At 43.0% G+C, this 14,145-nt stretch carries 18 protein-coding genes; 17 read left to right on the top strand and 1 reads right to left on the bottom strand.

Features of this window, described 5'->3' with window-relative positions:
• The first annotated feature begins 106 nt into the window (after window positions 1-106).
• From MJ257_RS01835 to MJ257_RS01805, 7 genes are all read left to right on the top strand, one after another.
• A complete protein-coding gene (locus tag MJ257_RS01835; RefSeq protein ID WP_240267645.1) occupies window positions 107-502 on the top strand; it encodes a cupredoxin domain-containing protein in 396 nt (131 codons plus the stop codon).
• A gap of 63 nt (window positions 503-565) precedes the next feature.
• Window positions 566-1,243, top strand: a complete 678-nt coding sequence (locus MJ257_RS01830; RefSeq protein ID WP_240267644.1) for a response regulator transcription factor — start codon at window positions 566-568, stop codon at window positions 1,241-1,243.
• 4 nt (window positions 1,244-1,247) lie between these two features.
• Window positions 1,248-2,627, top strand: coding sequence for a sensor histidine kinase (locus MJ257_RS01825; protein ID WP_240267643.1), 1,380 nt, complete (start codon window positions 1,248-1,250; stop codon window positions 2,625-2,627).
• Window positions 2,628-2,785: 158 nt separating this feature from the next.
• Entirely contained in the window at window positions 2,786-3,253 is a 468-nt protein-coding gene (locus tag MJ257_RS01820; RefSeq protein WP_127575648.1) for a MarR family winged helix-turn-helix transcriptional regulator, read from the top strand.
• A 118-nt stretch (window positions 3,254-3,371) separates the two neighbouring features.
• On the top strand, window positions 3,372-4,595 hold the full coding sequence (locus MJ257_RS01815) for a murein hydrolase activator EnvC family protein (protein WP_275693633.1): 1,224 nt from the start codon (window positions 3,372-3,374) through the stop codon (window positions 4,593-4,595).
• 144 nt (window positions 4,596-4,739) lie between these two features.
• Entirely contained in the window at window positions 4,740-4,982 is a 243-nt protein-coding gene (locus tag MJ257_RS01810; protein WP_240267642.1) for an SHOCT domain-containing protein, read from the top strand.
• 319 nt (window positions 4,983-5,301) lie between these two features.
• The gene (locus MJ257_RS01805; protein ID WP_127575646.1) at window positions 5,302-5,628 is read left to right on the top strand and encodes an ArsR/SmtB family transcription factor; all 327 of its coding nucleotides are present in this window, start codon (window positions 5,302-5,304) and stop codon (window positions 5,626-5,628) included.
• Here MJ257_RS01805 and MJ257_RS01800 read toward each other — a convergent pair.
• Complete coding sequence (locus MJ257_RS01800; protein WP_127575645.1) at window positions 5,625-6,383, bottom strand: response regulator transcription factor; 759 nt, start codon at window positions 6,381-6,383, stop codon at window positions 5,625-5,627. The genes MJ257_RS01805 and MJ257_RS01800 overlap by 4 nt on opposite strands.
• Before the next feature lie 207 nt (window positions 6,384-6,590).
• Between MJ257_RS01800 and MJ257_RS01795 the strand changes: the two genes are divergently transcribed.
• The 10 genes from MJ257_RS01795 (at window position 6,591) to arsD (ending at window position 14,136) form a co-directional block, all read left to right on the top strand.
• On the top strand, window positions 6,591-7,589 hold the full coding sequence (locus MJ257_RS01795) for a PstS family phosphate ABC transporter substrate-binding protein (protein WP_372489729.1): 999 nt from the start codon (window positions 6,591-6,593) through the stop codon (window positions 7,587-7,589).
• 188 nt (window positions 7,590-7,777) lie between these two features.
• On the top strand, window positions 7,778-8,656 hold the full coding sequence (gene pstC / locus MJ257_RS01790) for a phosphate ABC transporter permease subunit PstC (RefSeq protein ID WP_127575693.1): 879 nt from the start codon (window positions 7,778-7,780) through the stop codon (window positions 8,654-8,656).
• Between the two features lie 2 nt (window positions 8,657-8,658).
• Entirely contained in the window at window positions 8,659-9,543 is an 885-nt protein-coding gene (gene pstA, locus MJ257_RS01785) for a phosphate ABC transporter permease PstA (protein WP_127575644.1), read from the top strand.
• Window positions 9,544-9,558: 15 nt separating this feature from the next.
• Window positions 9,559-10,314, top strand: coding sequence for a phosphate ABC transporter ATP-binding protein PstB (gene pstB / locus MJ257_RS01780; protein ID WP_127575643.1), 756 nt, complete (start codon window positions 9,559-9,561; stop codon window positions 10,312-10,314).
• A 35-nt stretch (window positions 10,315-10,349) separates the two neighbouring features.
• Window positions 10,350-11,012 carry a phosphate signaling complex protein PhoU gene (gene phoU / locus MJ257_RS01775; RefSeq protein WP_127575642.1) on the top strand — a complete coding sequence of 221 codons (663 nt, stop codon included), beginning with the start codon at window positions 10,350-10,352 and terminating at the stop codon, window positions 11,010-11,012.
• Window positions 11,013-11,014: 2 nt separating this feature from the next.
• Window positions 11,015-11,713 (top strand): response regulator transcription factor, encoded by a 699-nt coding sequence (locus tag MJ257_RS01770; protein ID WP_164744108.1) that lies wholly within the window; start codon window positions 11,015-11,017, stop codon window positions 11,711-11,713.
• A gap of 83 nt (window positions 11,714-11,796) precedes the next feature.
• The gene (locus tag MJ257_RS01765; RefSeq protein ID WP_127575640.1) at window positions 11,797-12,129 is read left to right on the top strand and encodes an ArsR/SmtB family transcription factor; all 333 of its coding nucleotides are present in this window, start codon (window positions 11,797-11,799) and stop codon (window positions 12,127-12,129) included.
• A 90-nt stretch (window positions 12,130-12,219) separates the two neighbouring features.
• Window positions 12,220-13,281 carry an ACR3 family arsenite efflux transporter gene (gene arsB / locus MJ257_RS01760; RefSeq protein ID WP_240267641.1) on the top strand — a complete coding sequence of 354 codons (1,062 nt, stop codon included), beginning with the start codon at window positions 12,220-12,222 and terminating at the stop codon, window positions 13,279-13,281.
• A 14-nt stretch (window positions 13,282-13,295) separates the two neighbouring features.
• A complete protein-coding gene (arsC, locus tag MJ257_RS01755) occupies window positions 13,296-13,715 on the top strand; it encodes an arsenate reductase (thioredoxin) (protein WP_127575638.1) in 420 nt (139 codons plus the stop codon).
• 61 nt (window positions 13,716-13,776) lie between these two features.
• Window positions 13,777-14,136 (top strand): arsenite efflux transporter metallochaperone ArsD, encoded by a 360-nt coding sequence (gene arsD / locus MJ257_RS01750; protein WP_127575637.1) that lies wholly within the window; start codon window positions 13,777-13,779, stop codon window positions 14,134-14,136.
• Window positions 14,137-14,145: the final 9 nt, after the last annotated feature.

Genomic DNA, 14,145 nt, shown 5'->3' with positions numbered 1-14,145 from the left:
CCGAAATTACTTCTTATTTATTTCTCAGGTTAATCTCATAACAAACTTATCTTTGTTGATTATAATAACTGGCATAAAGATGAAATTTTTGAAAGCGGGGAACTCCATGAGCATTTATCAATGGGGAGGTACTTTATTAATTCTACTGTTTATTGTCGGGAGTATCGGTTTCTTATTTAGGAAAAAAAAGAAACACCACATTATTCTCAGCCCATCAGGTTATCAAGAAGTAAAGATCCGCGTGAATGGAAAGTACATGCCGAATACGATTGTTGTACAACGTGGTAAACCTGTCCGTATGGAATTTATCAGGGAGGAAAAGACGGCTTATTCAGAATTGGTCATGTTCCCCCATTATCATAAAAGTATCGTGCTGCCGTACGGACAAAAGGCTATAGTTGAGCTGTTTCCTAATGAAGCAGGGAGCTACCGGTTTACTAGCCAAATGGGAAGGTACCAAGGGACAATGGTTGTTCGAGACACAACAGAAAAGTATAAATAAAAACCTTCGGCCTACAATAAATAATGCAGGCAGTCATGGGGGCAGTGGAGAGGTGAAAAGTTAGTGAGTGCCAAAATTCTTATAATAGATGACGATAAGACGATATCGACCATGATTCGAAGGGGATTAACATATGAAGGATACGAGGTCACTGTTGCGAACGGAGGGAAAGAAGGCCTTAATCTGGTGCTGGAAGATGAGCCGGATTTAATCATTCTGGATATCATGATGCCTGATCTTGATGGGTTGGAAGTTTGCAAAAGGTTACGGAAAGATGCGGGCATTCCAATTCTTATGGTTACCGGTATGGATTCCATTGCAGATCGGGTCCATGGCCTTGAGACAGGCGCTGACGATTATTTGGTTAAACCTTTTGCGTTTGAAGAGTTAGTTGCAAGGGTTAAAGCTTTGTTACGGCGACTTGATCATCAGAAGAAGGAAGACGAAAAACTGATCTTTTCTGATCTGGTACTCGATCTTTCAACGCGTCAGGCATTTCGAGGATCGCGTACGATTGAATTTTCCACAACCGAGTTTAATCTCCTCTGTTTTTTCATGAAACATCCTCAGCAAGTTTTGACCCGGGAGCTGCTTATGGAAAGAGTATGGGGATTCGATTTTCGAGGGGAGTCAAACGTTTTGGAGGTATATGTAGGCTATTTGCGGAGTAAGCTGGAAGCGCAGAATGAACCTCGCCTTATTCATACTGTCAGAGGCGCCGGTTATGTATTGAGGGAATAATGCGATGCCGATAAGAATGCGCTTAACCCTCTGGAGTACCCTTATTTTTGGAATATTGTTGATCGGAATTACATCATCCATCTTTTTTATGCATCACGCTTCATATTATAGAGACCAGGATCGTTTGCTTACCAGTGTGTCCTTGCATATTCGGGAGGAACTGGAGAAAGGATTAGTTGAAGGAACCCCTTTAACCGAAGCGAATTTTTCCTTCGAGGAGTTTTCTTTAAATGGCGTTTATGTCATCGTTAGGGACCGAACAGGAAAAAATATTGCGAAGAGCGCCAATCCTTATCGAGCTCCAGATACTCCATTCACGGATTTCAACAAGACGCAAGATCGTTTGCTAACTTATACAGATCAAGAAAATAATCGTTTCCGTGTGATGGTGACGCCGATACGCTATCGGCAAAATATTGTCGGCTATATACAAGCTGAGGTTTCTCTACAGCAAGTTGATGCCTCCTTGGTACGTTTGGGGTGGTCAATCTTTGGCGTAACGTTTACAGGATTACTTCTGGCAGCCATCGCCAGTTGGTTCATGGCCCGCAAATCATTAAGTGGAGTAGAGATCATTAGCCAAACGGCGCAGGCTATAACGGAATCACAAAGTTTTAACCAAAGGGTTGTATATTCGGGGGCCAAAGATGAGTTAGGCCACCTGGCGGAAACTTTTAATGAAATGTTAGATAGTTTGGAAAAAGCGTTTGTCGGCCAACGTAGATTTATTTCTTACGCATCGCATGAGCTTAGGGCTCCTTTGACAGCGATACGCGGAAATTTGGATATTCTGCAGAAGAATGCGAATATTCCTTCAGAAGAAAAAGCCGATATTTTGAGCGACGTATCTAGAGAAGCTAAACGGATGTCAAAGCTTGTAGGCGATTTGCTATCTCTGGCTCGGGCGGATGCCGGACATGAGATTCAAAAAGGAATCGTTGATGTATCCAATATTTTAAAGGAATTGGAATCACGAATTCTATCCTCCAATCCTAAAGTGGAAATCACTTTTAAATATCAACCCTCAGTAATGACTTGGGGCAATGAAGATCTCCTCAAACAATTGATCCTTATATTACTTGAAAATGCGATAAGATATACGCCGGAAAGCGGGCAAATTACCCTATCGATTTTTCAGGATTCAGATTATTGTGGTGTTGAGATTGACGATACAGGTATTGGGATCGAGCCGGATGATATCCCCCATATATTTGACCGCTTTTACCGAAGCAAACCGGCAAGAATGTACACATCCGAAGGTACAGGCTTGGGCTTAGCACTTGCGAAGAGTATCGTTGATATCCATGATGGTTCTATCAAGGTGACAAGCTCACCAGGCCAAGGAAGTCTATTCAAAGTCTGTTTACCCAAAATCATAACTTGAAAGTAACTAATGCTCTATCTGTATTTTGGATAGAGCATTAGTTCGTGAGAAAATTCTTATCAAATTCTAAGGATAATCTCAGGGTTATCTTAGTTATTTCTAGTAATCTATTGCTAGAAAGTAAAAAGATATGAAAATTCATTAAGGAGTGAGGAAAAATGAGCAAAAGTTCGGATACTTTGGCCTTGGGGAAAGGACTACCTGGAACGACAACCAGCTTTCTATTTACACGATTACTCCATCAAATCCGGCTGCGCGAACGACAACCGAGAAATTTGGGTTCGATCGGTTCTTTCACTCCCAGTGAAATCCATGTCATTCAAACTATCGGTACTGGCAGAGGAATGATTATGGGACAATTAGCTAACCGAATTGGTGTAACGAATGGAGCTATTACTCAGATCATTGATCGAATGGAGAACAAAGGTTTAGTTCAGCGTTTCCTAATGCGTGGTTCTAATAAGGTGACTGTAATTTTAACCGATAAAGGAGAATCAGTATATTTTGCCAATGAGGAATTTTTTGTTAAGCCATTTGACCAATGGATTCGAGATGAGCTTAATGAAAATGAGCTTAAGTCGTTTGAAAAGGGCGTAAAAAAGCTAATAGAATTTTTGAATGAGTAGCTTCAATAATAAGTTATTTCTTCGTACTTTCTACATTCTTTCTCTATATTTCTTAATTACAATACTAATATGAAATGAGAAATAAAAAACATAAGAAAATGGGGAAGTGTAGTTGAACTTGAGAAAATGGTTATCTGCGACCGTATTTGTGATTTTAATCACATTCTTATTCCGCCCTTTGGATCATATTTATGCCAAAACCGTTAGCCAATTAGACAACGAACTGAAACAACTTCAAGAACGGGCGAAAATAGCTGAGCAAAAGCAAAAAGCTGCAGAAAAACAGCAACAGGAAGCCGAGCATTATGTCAATAAAAATAAAAACTATATCAAACAAATATTGATTGAGATCGACTCCGTAAGCGAAGAATTGACTAAAATCGCCATTGATACTGAGCAAGCAGAGGCAGAATTACTCCAGACTAACGAAAAGTTGGACAAAACCAAGCAAAGAGTCAAGGAGCGCTCCAAATGGCTGGATTCTCGAATACGGTTGATGTATACAGACGGAAATGTTTCTTACTTGGACGTATTGTTGTCCTCGACAAGTTTTATTGACTTTTTAGAACGTGCCGAAGTATTGCAAGCTATAGCCAATCAGGATCGAATGTTATTAGATGAATATAATAAGGACAAGGAGCTTCTATTAGAGCAGCAACGGAAATTGAAGGAGGATTATGAGGAAATAAAGACCTTGTATGTTGAAGCGGAGTCGCGGAAAAGCGTTTTGGAAAATAAAGAGGATGAGAAGCAGCAACTGATTGCCCGATACAGCGAGGAGATTGAAGAATCTGAAGATATTTCGGAAGAGCAGGAGACTTTATTGATCGAACTCGCTACAAAAAGAGCAATACTTGAAAAAGAAAAAAACAAGCTGAAGTCGGAGCAAGTTTACACATATAAAAGTACAAACTCTAATTTTTCATCAGAAAAAGTGAAAAGTGGTTCGGGAGCCATGTCCCTACCGATTCCGGGGGCTCGTTTATCTTCAAAGTACGGAACTCGAGTACATCCGGTCACCGGGGAAGTTAAAATGCACAAAGGTGTTGACTATGCAGCCCCTCAGGGAACGGAAATTCAGGCTGCCGAAAGTGGCGTTGTCATTGTTGCAGAATGGTGGAGTGGTTATGGCAACACGGTTATTGTCGACCATGGAGACAGCGTTTGGACGCTTTACGCCCATATTCGCAATAATGGAATTAAAGTGAAAAAAGGGGACACGGTAAAACGAGGACAAAAAATTGCTGAGGTCGGAAGTACAGGAACTGCAACGGGGAATAACTTGCATTTTGAGGTGCGAATTGACGGGAAACCAGTGGATCCGTTACCTTATTTAAACTAGAAAGTCGCTTATTAAGTCAAAAACAGACCTTCATAAGGATTGAGGACGCTAGCGGTAGCCTTGCGAGGCTACTGTTTTTTGTTTAGGCGATCTCAAGGAATATTCGGTTTAAAAAAATGAAGATTCTAATATCGGGAGGTATGTATGATGATGAATGGTTCCGTAATGGTCTTAATGTGCACTATCATGGGAATCTGGTTACTTATTCTAATCATTGCTGTTGGCGCAACAATTTATGTAGTAACACGATTACTCATAAGGAAATATAGAGTTGAAGACGGTCCCCTTAAGATTGTAAAAGAACGTTATGCCAAAGGCGAAATCAATGATGAAGAATTTATTCATAAACGTGAATTATTGAACAACCAAGGTCGGAATATTAAGTAGGGGCTGATAAAGGTACATGCTCAGCTTGAAACACCTATAAGGCATTAGCAACTGAAACGTTATAGTAGTGACATTACGGGTTATGTCAGCTCCCCAGGTGGCAGCCATTAATGTGACTATGGTCGGGTCGAGTACAGGGAAGGAGAAGAGAAAGACCATCACAATGCCCAAACGTTGTCCGGTCGCTAATACGTTACTGAGGTTAGGGAGCGCCACAAATCAATCACGATATAAAGACTTTTTGCAAATTATATATTATAATACAATTATATAAATATGTGTTTTTGAAAAATAGCGCCATCTCTGGAGGGGAACACTCATGGATAAATTAGATACAATGGCCGAGACCTTTAAATTGTTAGGAGATAAATCCAGACTCACGATCCTGGGACTATTGAAAGAAAGGGAGCTTTGTGTTTGCAACATTGTGGATATCCTTCAGATGTCACAACCAAGCATAAGCCAACATTTGCGTAAAATGAAGGCAGGGGGATTGGTAAGCGAAATCAGAAGAGGGAAGTGGACCTATTACTCCTTGACGATTGAGGATAAGCCTTATGTTAAAGACGTTTTGAATCATATTCCTTCCCAAGCCGCGATGATTGATTGGCTGGACCAACAAACGGCCGCTTCGGTTTGTGACTAATTGCGGTTCAATAAAACCAGTTTATAACCGATACCTTGGACGCGTTTAATTTGTATCGTGTTTTGATGCGGTTCAAGTTTTTTGCGCAGTGAGCTGATATAAACATTTACGATTCGTGGACTACCCTTGTACTCCGTTCCCCATATGGAGTCGAGAAGAACTTTACGCGATAAGGGCAAGTCGGCTCGTTGGGAAAGAAAATTCAAGAGCTGAAATTCTTTCGGGTTTAGCTCAATGATTTGTCCGCTTGATTCAACCTCATATTTATCCGGGGAAATCGTTAATTCTCCGATTTGATAATAACGTCTGGAGTAGGCTGATTGCTCCGGACGTTTATTTTTATGGGTTCTTCGGATCACGGTTTCGACTCGAGCCATAAACTCAGCCATTCCAAACGGCTTCTTTACAAACTCGTCAGCCCCACTCTCCAAAGCTTCAACGATATCCTTTTCCTGATTCTGATCCGACAAAATAATAACGGGAACGCGATTGTTCTTTTGTCTTATCGTTCGCAAAATCTGAAATCCGCTTTTTTCACCATTTACGATAAGGTCAAGAATAACAATATCGAACGGAGCGGTCAACGCGGCGTGTAGGCCGAGTTCTCCACTAGGAATAACTTCAGGCACATAATTTTTCTCGGATAGTTTCTTTGCGATGAACTCACCGGTAAGTGTTTCAGCCTGGATAATAAGGGCTCTATGAGTCACGGGGTTCCCTCCTTTTTCATATAACGCTTCTCCAATCATCTTCATTTAGCAGTTTATTTCTTCAACATGTTATGTCATAATTATATAAACATTATCTTATATGAAATTCAAGACGAATTTAGAAAATATTTTAGGAAATCGAACAAAAACTATCTATTTTACATAGAGATTACAAAACGAGAACATTCTTCAAACATTCAAGATATACGATCACATCGTAACATAATTATATTTGAATGGGAGAGGGTCTTGTTGTTGAAGAAAGGGTTAATGATTTTGCTGATCACTGCCACCGTGAGTATGCTTGCGGCATGCGGTCAATCCAATGATCAGGCTAATCAAGGAGCCGGTAACACGGAAACGAATGGACAAAGTTCAGCGGCACCATCGAATTCTGCAGGAGAGACAAAACTGTCGGGTCAAATTGAAATCGACGGTTCCAGCACCGTGTTTCCATTAACAGAAGCTGTAGCCGAAGAATTTAGTAAAGAGCACAGCGACGTGCGGGTTCCGGTTGGTGTTTCGGGAACCGGCGGCGGTTTTAAACGATTTATTGCCGGTGAGACCGATATCAGTAATGCCTCAAGACCGATTAAGGACGAGGAAGCGGAAGCGGCTAAGGCTGCCGGAATTGAATATATCGAATTGATGGTTGCTTATGATGGTTTGGCTGTCATCGTCAATCCGCAAAATGATTGGGTAGACCAAGTGACCGTGGAAGAATTGAATGCGATTTTCAAACCGGAAAGTACGGTGGTTAACTGGTCCGATGTTCGACCGGGGTGGCCGAATGAAAAGATCAACATTTTCTCTCCAGGTGCGGATTCCGGAACATTCGATTATTTTACGGAAGCTGTAAATGGTGAAGCCCAGGCAAGCCGTAATGACGACCAGGTTTCATTTAGTGAGGATGATAACGCCCTGGTTCAAGGGATTGCCGGAAACAAGAATGGTTTAGGTTATTTCGGTTTGGCTTATTATGAGGAAAACCAGGATAAACTGCGTACGGTTGCCATCGTTAATGAGGATGGTACCGCTGTAGAACCTACTGTAGAGACAGTTCGAGATGGATCTTACACGCCTTTGAGCCGTCCACTTTTCATCTATGTTAAAACGAGCTCTTATGAACGCCCTGAAGTTAAAGAGTTCGTGAATTTCTTTGTTGATCATGCGGGTGAATTAGCGACTGAGGTGGGGTATGTACCGCTTCCTGACGATAAGTTAGCTGAATCAAAAGCTAAATTGAAATAATTATTAAGCCAATAGTCATTACGGGACATCCCCCTTCATTTTTATGTTTATCCTTTGAAGGGGGATTTATTTTCATCCCTATCCCAAAGGAATTTTTATAAGTGAGGAGAGTAATCCATTTGGGCGCTGAACATGAACCAAAAACCGCAAACCCAATCGTATCCTTTAGAAATGAACGAAAATCACTTATGAATTGGTTTATACCCAAGTTGTTATTTCTATTTGCATCTGTATCCGTGTTGACGACCATCGGTATTGTCTACACGCTTTTGTCAGAAACCATCAATTTTTTTCGGCTTGTATCGCCTATAGAATTTTTCACTTCTACGAAATGGGCCCCTTTAATTGAACCCAAATCATTCGGTGTGTTGCCTTTATTAAGCGGTACGCTGCTGATTACAGTTATTGCCTGCCTCGTAGCGATGCCTATCGGTTTGGCGAGTGCGATTTATCTCAGCGAATACGCCCCAAGCAAGGTTCGAAAGATCGTCAAGCCCATTTTGGAAGTTCTGGCGGGGGTACCCACCATTGTTTATGGATACTTTGCGCTTAGCTTTGTTACACCCATGATTCAGTGGGTGTTTCGCGAAACCGTTGGCCAGGATGTCCCTGTATTCAACGCATTAAGTGCGGGTATCGTGGTAGGGATCATGATCATTCCCATGATTGCTTCGCTTAGCGAAGACGCTATGTTGGCTGTTCCGCGTTCACTTAGGGATGGAGCCTATGCTCTAGGGTCAACAAAGCTTGAAGTCGCTCTTAGAGTTGTCGTGCCTGCTTCGTTATCCGGTATCGTGGCTTCGTTTGTACTGGCCTTCTCCAGAGCGATTGGCGAAACGATGATCGTTACTGTGGCAGCCGGATCCACCCCAACATTAACCGGAAATCCGCTGGACAGCATTCAAACCATGACGGCCTATATCGTACAGGTGAGTCTTGGAGATACGCCGCACGGATCTGTCGAGTATGGAACCATTTTTGCGGTCGGGATGACGTTATTCGCGATCACGTTCCTGCTTAATATTTTTGCCCACTATATGGCTAAACGCTTTAAGGAGGAGTATTAGTCATGCTTGAGCTGGAGAATCAAAGACTTAACCGGGCTCGTCGAAAAACTGACCTTTACTTGCATTTGCTGTTCATCGTCTGCACCTCATTTGGCATTGTCTGCTTGACGGCCTTGATCGTTGACGTTGTGATCGATGGCATTCATGCCTTATCGCCGCAATTTTTCACGAATTTTCCTTCACGGCGTCCTAAGGAAGCCGGACTCTTATCCGCGCTTGTAGGAACCGCCTACATGGTTGCCATTATGGCTCCGGTCGCACTGATTTTTGGAGTAGGGGCAGCAATTTATCTCGAGGAATATGCGCCGAAGAATCGTTTGACTAGACTGATTCAAATCAATATCAGTACCTTGGCCGGCGTGCCTTCCATCGTTTATGGCATTCTTGGCTTGACTCTATTCGTCCGGGCCGGCGGATTTGAACCTCTGGCGATGGGGCGTAGTATTTTGTCCGGAGCGCTAACGATGGCCTTATTAGTATTGCCTATTATCATTGTGTCTGCACAGGAAGCTATTCGCGCCGTACCGAGATCCAGAAGAGACGCCTCTTATGCCCTGGGAGCGAACAAGTGGCAGACGGTGCAGAGGGCTGTGCTACCTTCGGCTATTCCAGGGATACTGACCGGCGTCATCTTATCTCTTTCAAGAGCGATTGGCGAGACGGCACCGCTTGTAATGATTGGTGCGTTAACCTTCGTGGCGTTTCTTCCGGATAATCCGCTGGATCAATTCACCGTGATACCAATCCAAATTTATAATTGGATCGCAAGGCCCCAAGTTGAATTCCACGAGTTGGCTGCTGCCGGTATTATGGTGCTGCTTGCTCTTCTGATTTTGATGAATTTATCCGCAGTATTGATTCGTAATAAATACCAAAATAAAAATTAACCGGGGGAAACATGTATGAGTGGCATTATAGACATCCAAAGCCTTGATCTGCACTATGGGACCTATCACGCGCTAAAGGACATTAACTTGCCTATTCAGGCCAATACAATAACAGCTTTCATCGGCCCATCCGGCTGCGGCAAATCCACATTGCTTCGTACGTTAAACCGGATGAACGATATGATTGCTGATGTGAAAATAGAGGGCTCGGTCAGGATCGGAGGAGTGGATCTGTATCAAGGGGACCTTGATGCCGAAGCGCTTCGCAAGAAGGTAGGGATGGTGTTCCAGCAACCAAATCCATTTCCGAAAACAGTGTATGATAACGTGGCTTACGGTCCAAGAATTCACGGGATCACCAAAAAAGCGGAACTGGATGGTATTGTGGAACAAAGTCTTCGCGGAGCCGCGTTGTGGGATGAGGTCAAAGATCACCTGAAACGTTCCGCATATAGTCTGTCAGGAGGACAACAGCAACGGCTTTGTATAGCCAGAGCTCTTGCGGTAAACCCGGCCATTCTGCTCATGGACGAAGCAACGTCCGCACTGGACCCCGTTTCAACCTTGAAAATTGAAGAACTGGTCAATGAACTGAAGGAAAAGTATACGATTGTGATGGTGACTCACAATATGCATCAGGCTGCCAGAGTATCTGATCAAACGGTGTTCTTTCTGAACGGTGAAGTGGTTGAATATGATGAAACGGAACGATTGTTTTCAAGCCCCAAAATGCAGAGAACGGAGGAGTACATCTCGGGAAGATTCGGCTGATGCCAAGATTATCATTATAGGGGAGAGATCAAGCAATGACGAGGCGCAAAGAGTTTGATCAAGGACTTGCGGAGCTTCAAACCTTGCTGGTAACAATGGGGGAACAAACAGAAACCGTTTTAAATGACGCGATTCAGGCGTTGGATCAGCAGGATATAAGCAGCGCCGACCAGATTATCAAAAACGATCTCGATATCAATGAGCTGGAAGAGAAAATCATGAAGATAGGGACCAAACTGATCGCAACCCAGCAACCCGTAGCTAAGGATCTGCGTAAAATCCTCGTTGCGTTTAAAATATCAAGTGATTTGGAACGTATGGCTGATCTTGCGGTAGATATCGCGGAAGTTGTACTGCAAATGGAAGAGCAAAAACTAATGCAAGTTTCCCGCGCCGATATATTACGATTAGGTGAAATTACGAAGAAGATGATTCATGACTCTATCCAGGCCTATCTTCATGAGAATGTGGATTTAGCCTATAAAATGGCCAGGGACGATGATCAAGTTGATCATCTATACAGTCAAATTATTCGGGAGCTTGTTTCTTATATCGTAGAAAAACCTTATGAAATGAACCAAATTTTGATGTTGGCTTTTGTTTGCCGCTACATTGAAAGGATTGCTGATCATGCAACCAATATAGGCGAGAATGTAGTTTTTCTGGTAAACGGCCATCGTCCTGAACTGAATCCTTAATGATGAGTTTTCGCATTCTTTTAATCGATGAGGATCTCACCGTTGGAAGGCTCCTTAGATATAGTTTGACGAGGCAAGGAAACAGAGTAGAGTGGTCTCAAAATATAAAGGAAGCGCCCCGGGCGGCTTTATCCATTTCCTTCGAAATCGTGATTTTCAATGTCGGCGGTCCGCTTCATAACGGGTTGGAGACATTGGCGCAGCTGAGTAAGATAGGGGATTTTCCTGTCATTCTTCTTAGTGATTGGAGTCAGGAAGAGGAAGTTGTTCGTGCTCTTTCGATGGGAGCGGAGGATGTGATTTTTAAACCTTTTGGCTACTCCGAACTGATGGCTCGGATCAATGCCATTATGCGGCGGGTAACCGAGAATGTACTTTATCCTCTTTCCAACGTTCAAGAAGATGAGGTGTTTCGTTTTGGTGTAATCGAAGTTTACCCTAAACGATGGGAAATAACCTATTTGGATCATCGAATCGCCTTCCGTAAGGATGAATTTTCGCTGCTCTTTCATCTGTTAAAAAAACCGGGGACGGTATTTTCCACTCGGCAATTACAGGAAGTTGTTTTTGGAACTTACGTTTACAAAACAAATCGAATCATTTTTCTGGTTTCGGCCATTCGTAAGAAGCTGCAAGCTGCGGTTCCGTTTATTGAAATCCAGACGATTCCTTCCGTCGGTTATAAGTTGACTTTAAAGTAACATGCTGGAGATAATATAATTAAGTAATAATATTATTATTTCATGATGCATGTGTCTGAAGGGAATATAAGAGGAGGGGAATCATGGACACTTATCAAGAAGCATCCGACGTATACAAATTGTTGAGTGATCGAAACCGGTTAATGATCTTGGCTCTTTTGAAAGAAAAAGATCTCTGCGTTTGTGAAATTGTTGAGCTGTTGCAGATGTCCCAGCCTAATGTGAGTCAGCACATGCGAAAACTAAAGGCTGGGGGGCTTGTTTCCGAGACCAAAAAAGGACAATGGGTTTTTTATTCTCTGCGTATTGAAAATAAACCTTCTGTTGCTTATGCATTAAAGCAATTACCAAGCGTACAGAATAAAGTCGAGAAATTAGAACTAAAAGAGCGCCGGGAACCTTGTGAACGATCATAAACATATTATTATTTACTTATATAATAATAAGTGTATAATTATATTATATGAAGGGTTTCTTAAGGCAGAAATAAAGGAGAGGTACTTGAAATGAGTCAAGGCGCAACAAAAAGATTGTCCTTTCTCGACCGTTATTTGACCTTTTGGATTTTTGGGGCGATGGGAGTTGGACTGATCCTCGGAACGTTGATTCCTAATTTTGCGGATATATTGTCGCGGATGCAAGTGGGAACCACCTCGATTCCGATTGCGGTCGGCCTGATCGTTATGATGTATCCGCCGTTAGCCAAAGTGAAATACGAGAAGCTGGGCCGAGTCTTCAAAGATTGGAAGGTATTGCTGCTTTCTTTGGTGCAAAACTGGATCATCGGTCCGATTTTAATGTTTTTCTTGGCCATCCTGTTTTTGAGCGATTTGCCGGAATACATGATTGGACTCATCATGATTGGCCTGGCTAGATGTATCGCTATGGTTCTAGTCTGGAGTGATTTAGCTAAAGGAGATCCGGAGTACACCGCAGGGTTAGTCGCTTTCAACTCCATCTTTCAAATTCTGTTCTACTCGGTATTTAGCTATGTGTTTATCACGGTCTTGCCCGGCTGGTTTGGGGTCCAAGGGGCTGAAGTGAATATTTCCATGGGGCAAATTGCCGAAAGCGTCCTGATTTATTTGGGAATTCCCTTTCTGGCCGGATTATTGACGCGCGTGATTGGGATCCGATTAAAGGGTTCGGAATGGTACGAAAAAGTGCTAATTCCCAAGATCAGCCCGCTTGCCCTGCTCGCTTTATTGTTCACGATTATTCTCATGTTCTCATTAAAAGCGGATCTGATCGTAACGCTGCCTCTGGACGTTGTACGCATTGCGATTCCGATGATCATCTATTTTGTGGTGATGTTCGTAGTGTCCTTCTTCTTTTCCAAAAAATCAGGGACATCCTATCCCGTTACTACGTCACTGTCGTTTACGGCAGCCAGTAACAATTTCGAACTTGCCATTGCGGTGGCGATCGGCGTATTCGGCCTTGATTCGGGTGTAGCCTTTGCGGCCGTTATTGGACCGCTAGTGGAAGTGCCGGTATTAATCGCATTAGTGAATGTGGCTTTACGCTTCAAACGCAAGTATTTTGATGCTGAACTAACCCAACCATAAAGGAGAAATGAATCATGGAAAAGAAAACGATCTATTTCTTGTGCACAGGGAACTCTTGCCGCAGTCAAATGGCTGAAGGATGGGCCAAAAAATATTTGGGTGATCAATGGAACGTATATAGCGCAGGCATTGAGGCCCATGGACTGAATCCTAATGCCGTTAAAGCCATGCAGGAAGTAGGCATCGACATTTCCGCACAAACGTCGGATATCATTAATATGGAACTGCTTAACAATGCCGATATGGTCGTCACTTTGTGCGGCGACGCTGCAGATCGCTGCCCGATGACCCCTCCGCATGTAAAACGCGAGCATTGGGGATTTGACGACCCGGCAAAAGCGCAAGGCACGGACGAAGAGAAATGGGCCGTGTTCCAAAGAGTACGCGATGAAGTTGGCGCGCGTATCAAACAGTTTGCCGAAACTGGCGAGTAATAAACAAAACAGCCGAGAGGACTCTCGGCTATTTTCTATGGGAAAGGAAGCGTGCTTTTTCATGAGAAATATGGAAATCTATGATCCGGCGATGTGTTGCTCAACGGGAGTTTGCGGCCCTGGTGTAGATCCTGAGTTGATCCGCATTTCCATCGCGGTAAACAATTTGAACAAAAAAGGATTTACCGTGACTCGTTATAATTTGGCAAGTGAACCTGCAGCTTTTGTGGCTAACTCGTTGGTGGAGCAGTTGCTTTCCGACAAAGGTCCGGATGTGTTACCGATTGTCATCGTGGACGGACAAGTGGTTAAGGAACGAAACTATCCAAGCAATGAAGAGTTGTGTGCTTGGACGGGACTATCCGAAGATGAACTCATCAAGAAACCAAAGGTTCGTCTGGAAATCAAAGTACAACCGTAAAGGAAAGAA

Source organism: Paenibacillus timonensis (assembly GCF_022427145.1).
GTDB lineage: Bacteria > Bacillota > Bacilli > Paenibacillales > Paenibacillaceae > Fontibacillus > Fontibacillus timonensis.
Note: the sequence above shows the minus strand (reverse complement) of the source record. Positions and strands in the feature narration are given on the sequence as shown.

Excerpts from the sequence above, each read along its gene's own strand:
- MJ257_RS01835 (WP_240267645.1), top strand. The coding sequence starts at position 107 with ATGAGCATTTATCAATGGGGAGGTACTTTATTAATTCTACTGTTTATT.
- MJ257_RS01825 (WP_240267643.1), top strand. The coding sequence starts at position 1,248 with ATGCCGATAAGAATGCGCTTAACCCTCTGGAGTACCCTTATTTTTGGA.
- MJ257_RS01820 (WP_127575648.1), top strand. The coding sequence starts at position 2,786 with ATGAGCAAAAGTTCGGATACTTTGGCCTTGGGGAAAGGACTACCTGGA.
- MJ257_RS01810 (WP_240267642.1), top strand. The coding sequence starts at position 4,740 with ATGATGATGAATGGTTCCGTAATGGTCTTAATGTGCACTATCATGGGA.
- MJ257_RS01805 (WP_127575646.1), top strand. The coding sequence starts at position 5,302 with ATGGATAAATTAGATACAATGGCCGAGACCTTTAAATTGTTAGGAGAT.
- MJ257_RS01800 (WP_127575645.1), bottom strand. The coding sequence starts at position 6,383 with ATGAAGATGATTGGAGAAGCGTTATATGAAAAAGGAGGGAACCCCGTG.
- pstC (WP_127575693.1), top strand. The coding sequence starts at position 7,778 with ATGAATTGGTTTATACCCAAGTTGTTATTTCTATTTGCATCTGTATCC.
- pstA (WP_127575644.1), top strand. The coding sequence starts at position 8,659 with ATGCTTGAGCTGGAGAATCAAAGACTTAACCGGGCTCGTCGAAAAACT.
- pstB (WP_127575643.1), top strand. The coding sequence starts at position 9,559 with ATGAGTGGCATTATAGACATCCAAAGCCTTGATCTGCACTATGGGACC.
- phoU (WP_127575642.1), top strand. The coding sequence starts at position 10,350 with ATGACGAGGCGCAAAGAGTTTGATCAAGGACTTGCGGAGCTTCAAACC.
- MJ257_RS01770 (WP_164744108.1), top strand. The coding sequence starts at position 11,015 with ATGAGTTTTCGCATTCTTTTAATCGATGAGGATCTCACCGTTGGAAGG.
- MJ257_RS01765 (WP_127575640.1), top strand. The coding sequence starts at position 11,797 with ATGGACACTTATCAAGAAGCATCCGACGTATACAAATTGTTGAGTGAT.
- arsB (WP_240267641.1), top strand. The coding sequence starts at position 12,220 with ATGAGTCAAGGCGCAACAAAAAGATTGTCCTTTCTCGACCGTTATTTG.
- arsC (WP_127575638.1), top strand. The coding sequence starts at position 13,296 with ATGGAAAAGAAAACGATCTATTTCTTGTGCACAGGGAACTCTTGCCGC.
- arsD (WP_127575637.1), top strand. The coding sequence starts at position 13,777 with ATGAGAAATATGGAAATCTATGATCCGGCGATGTGTTGCTCAACGGGA.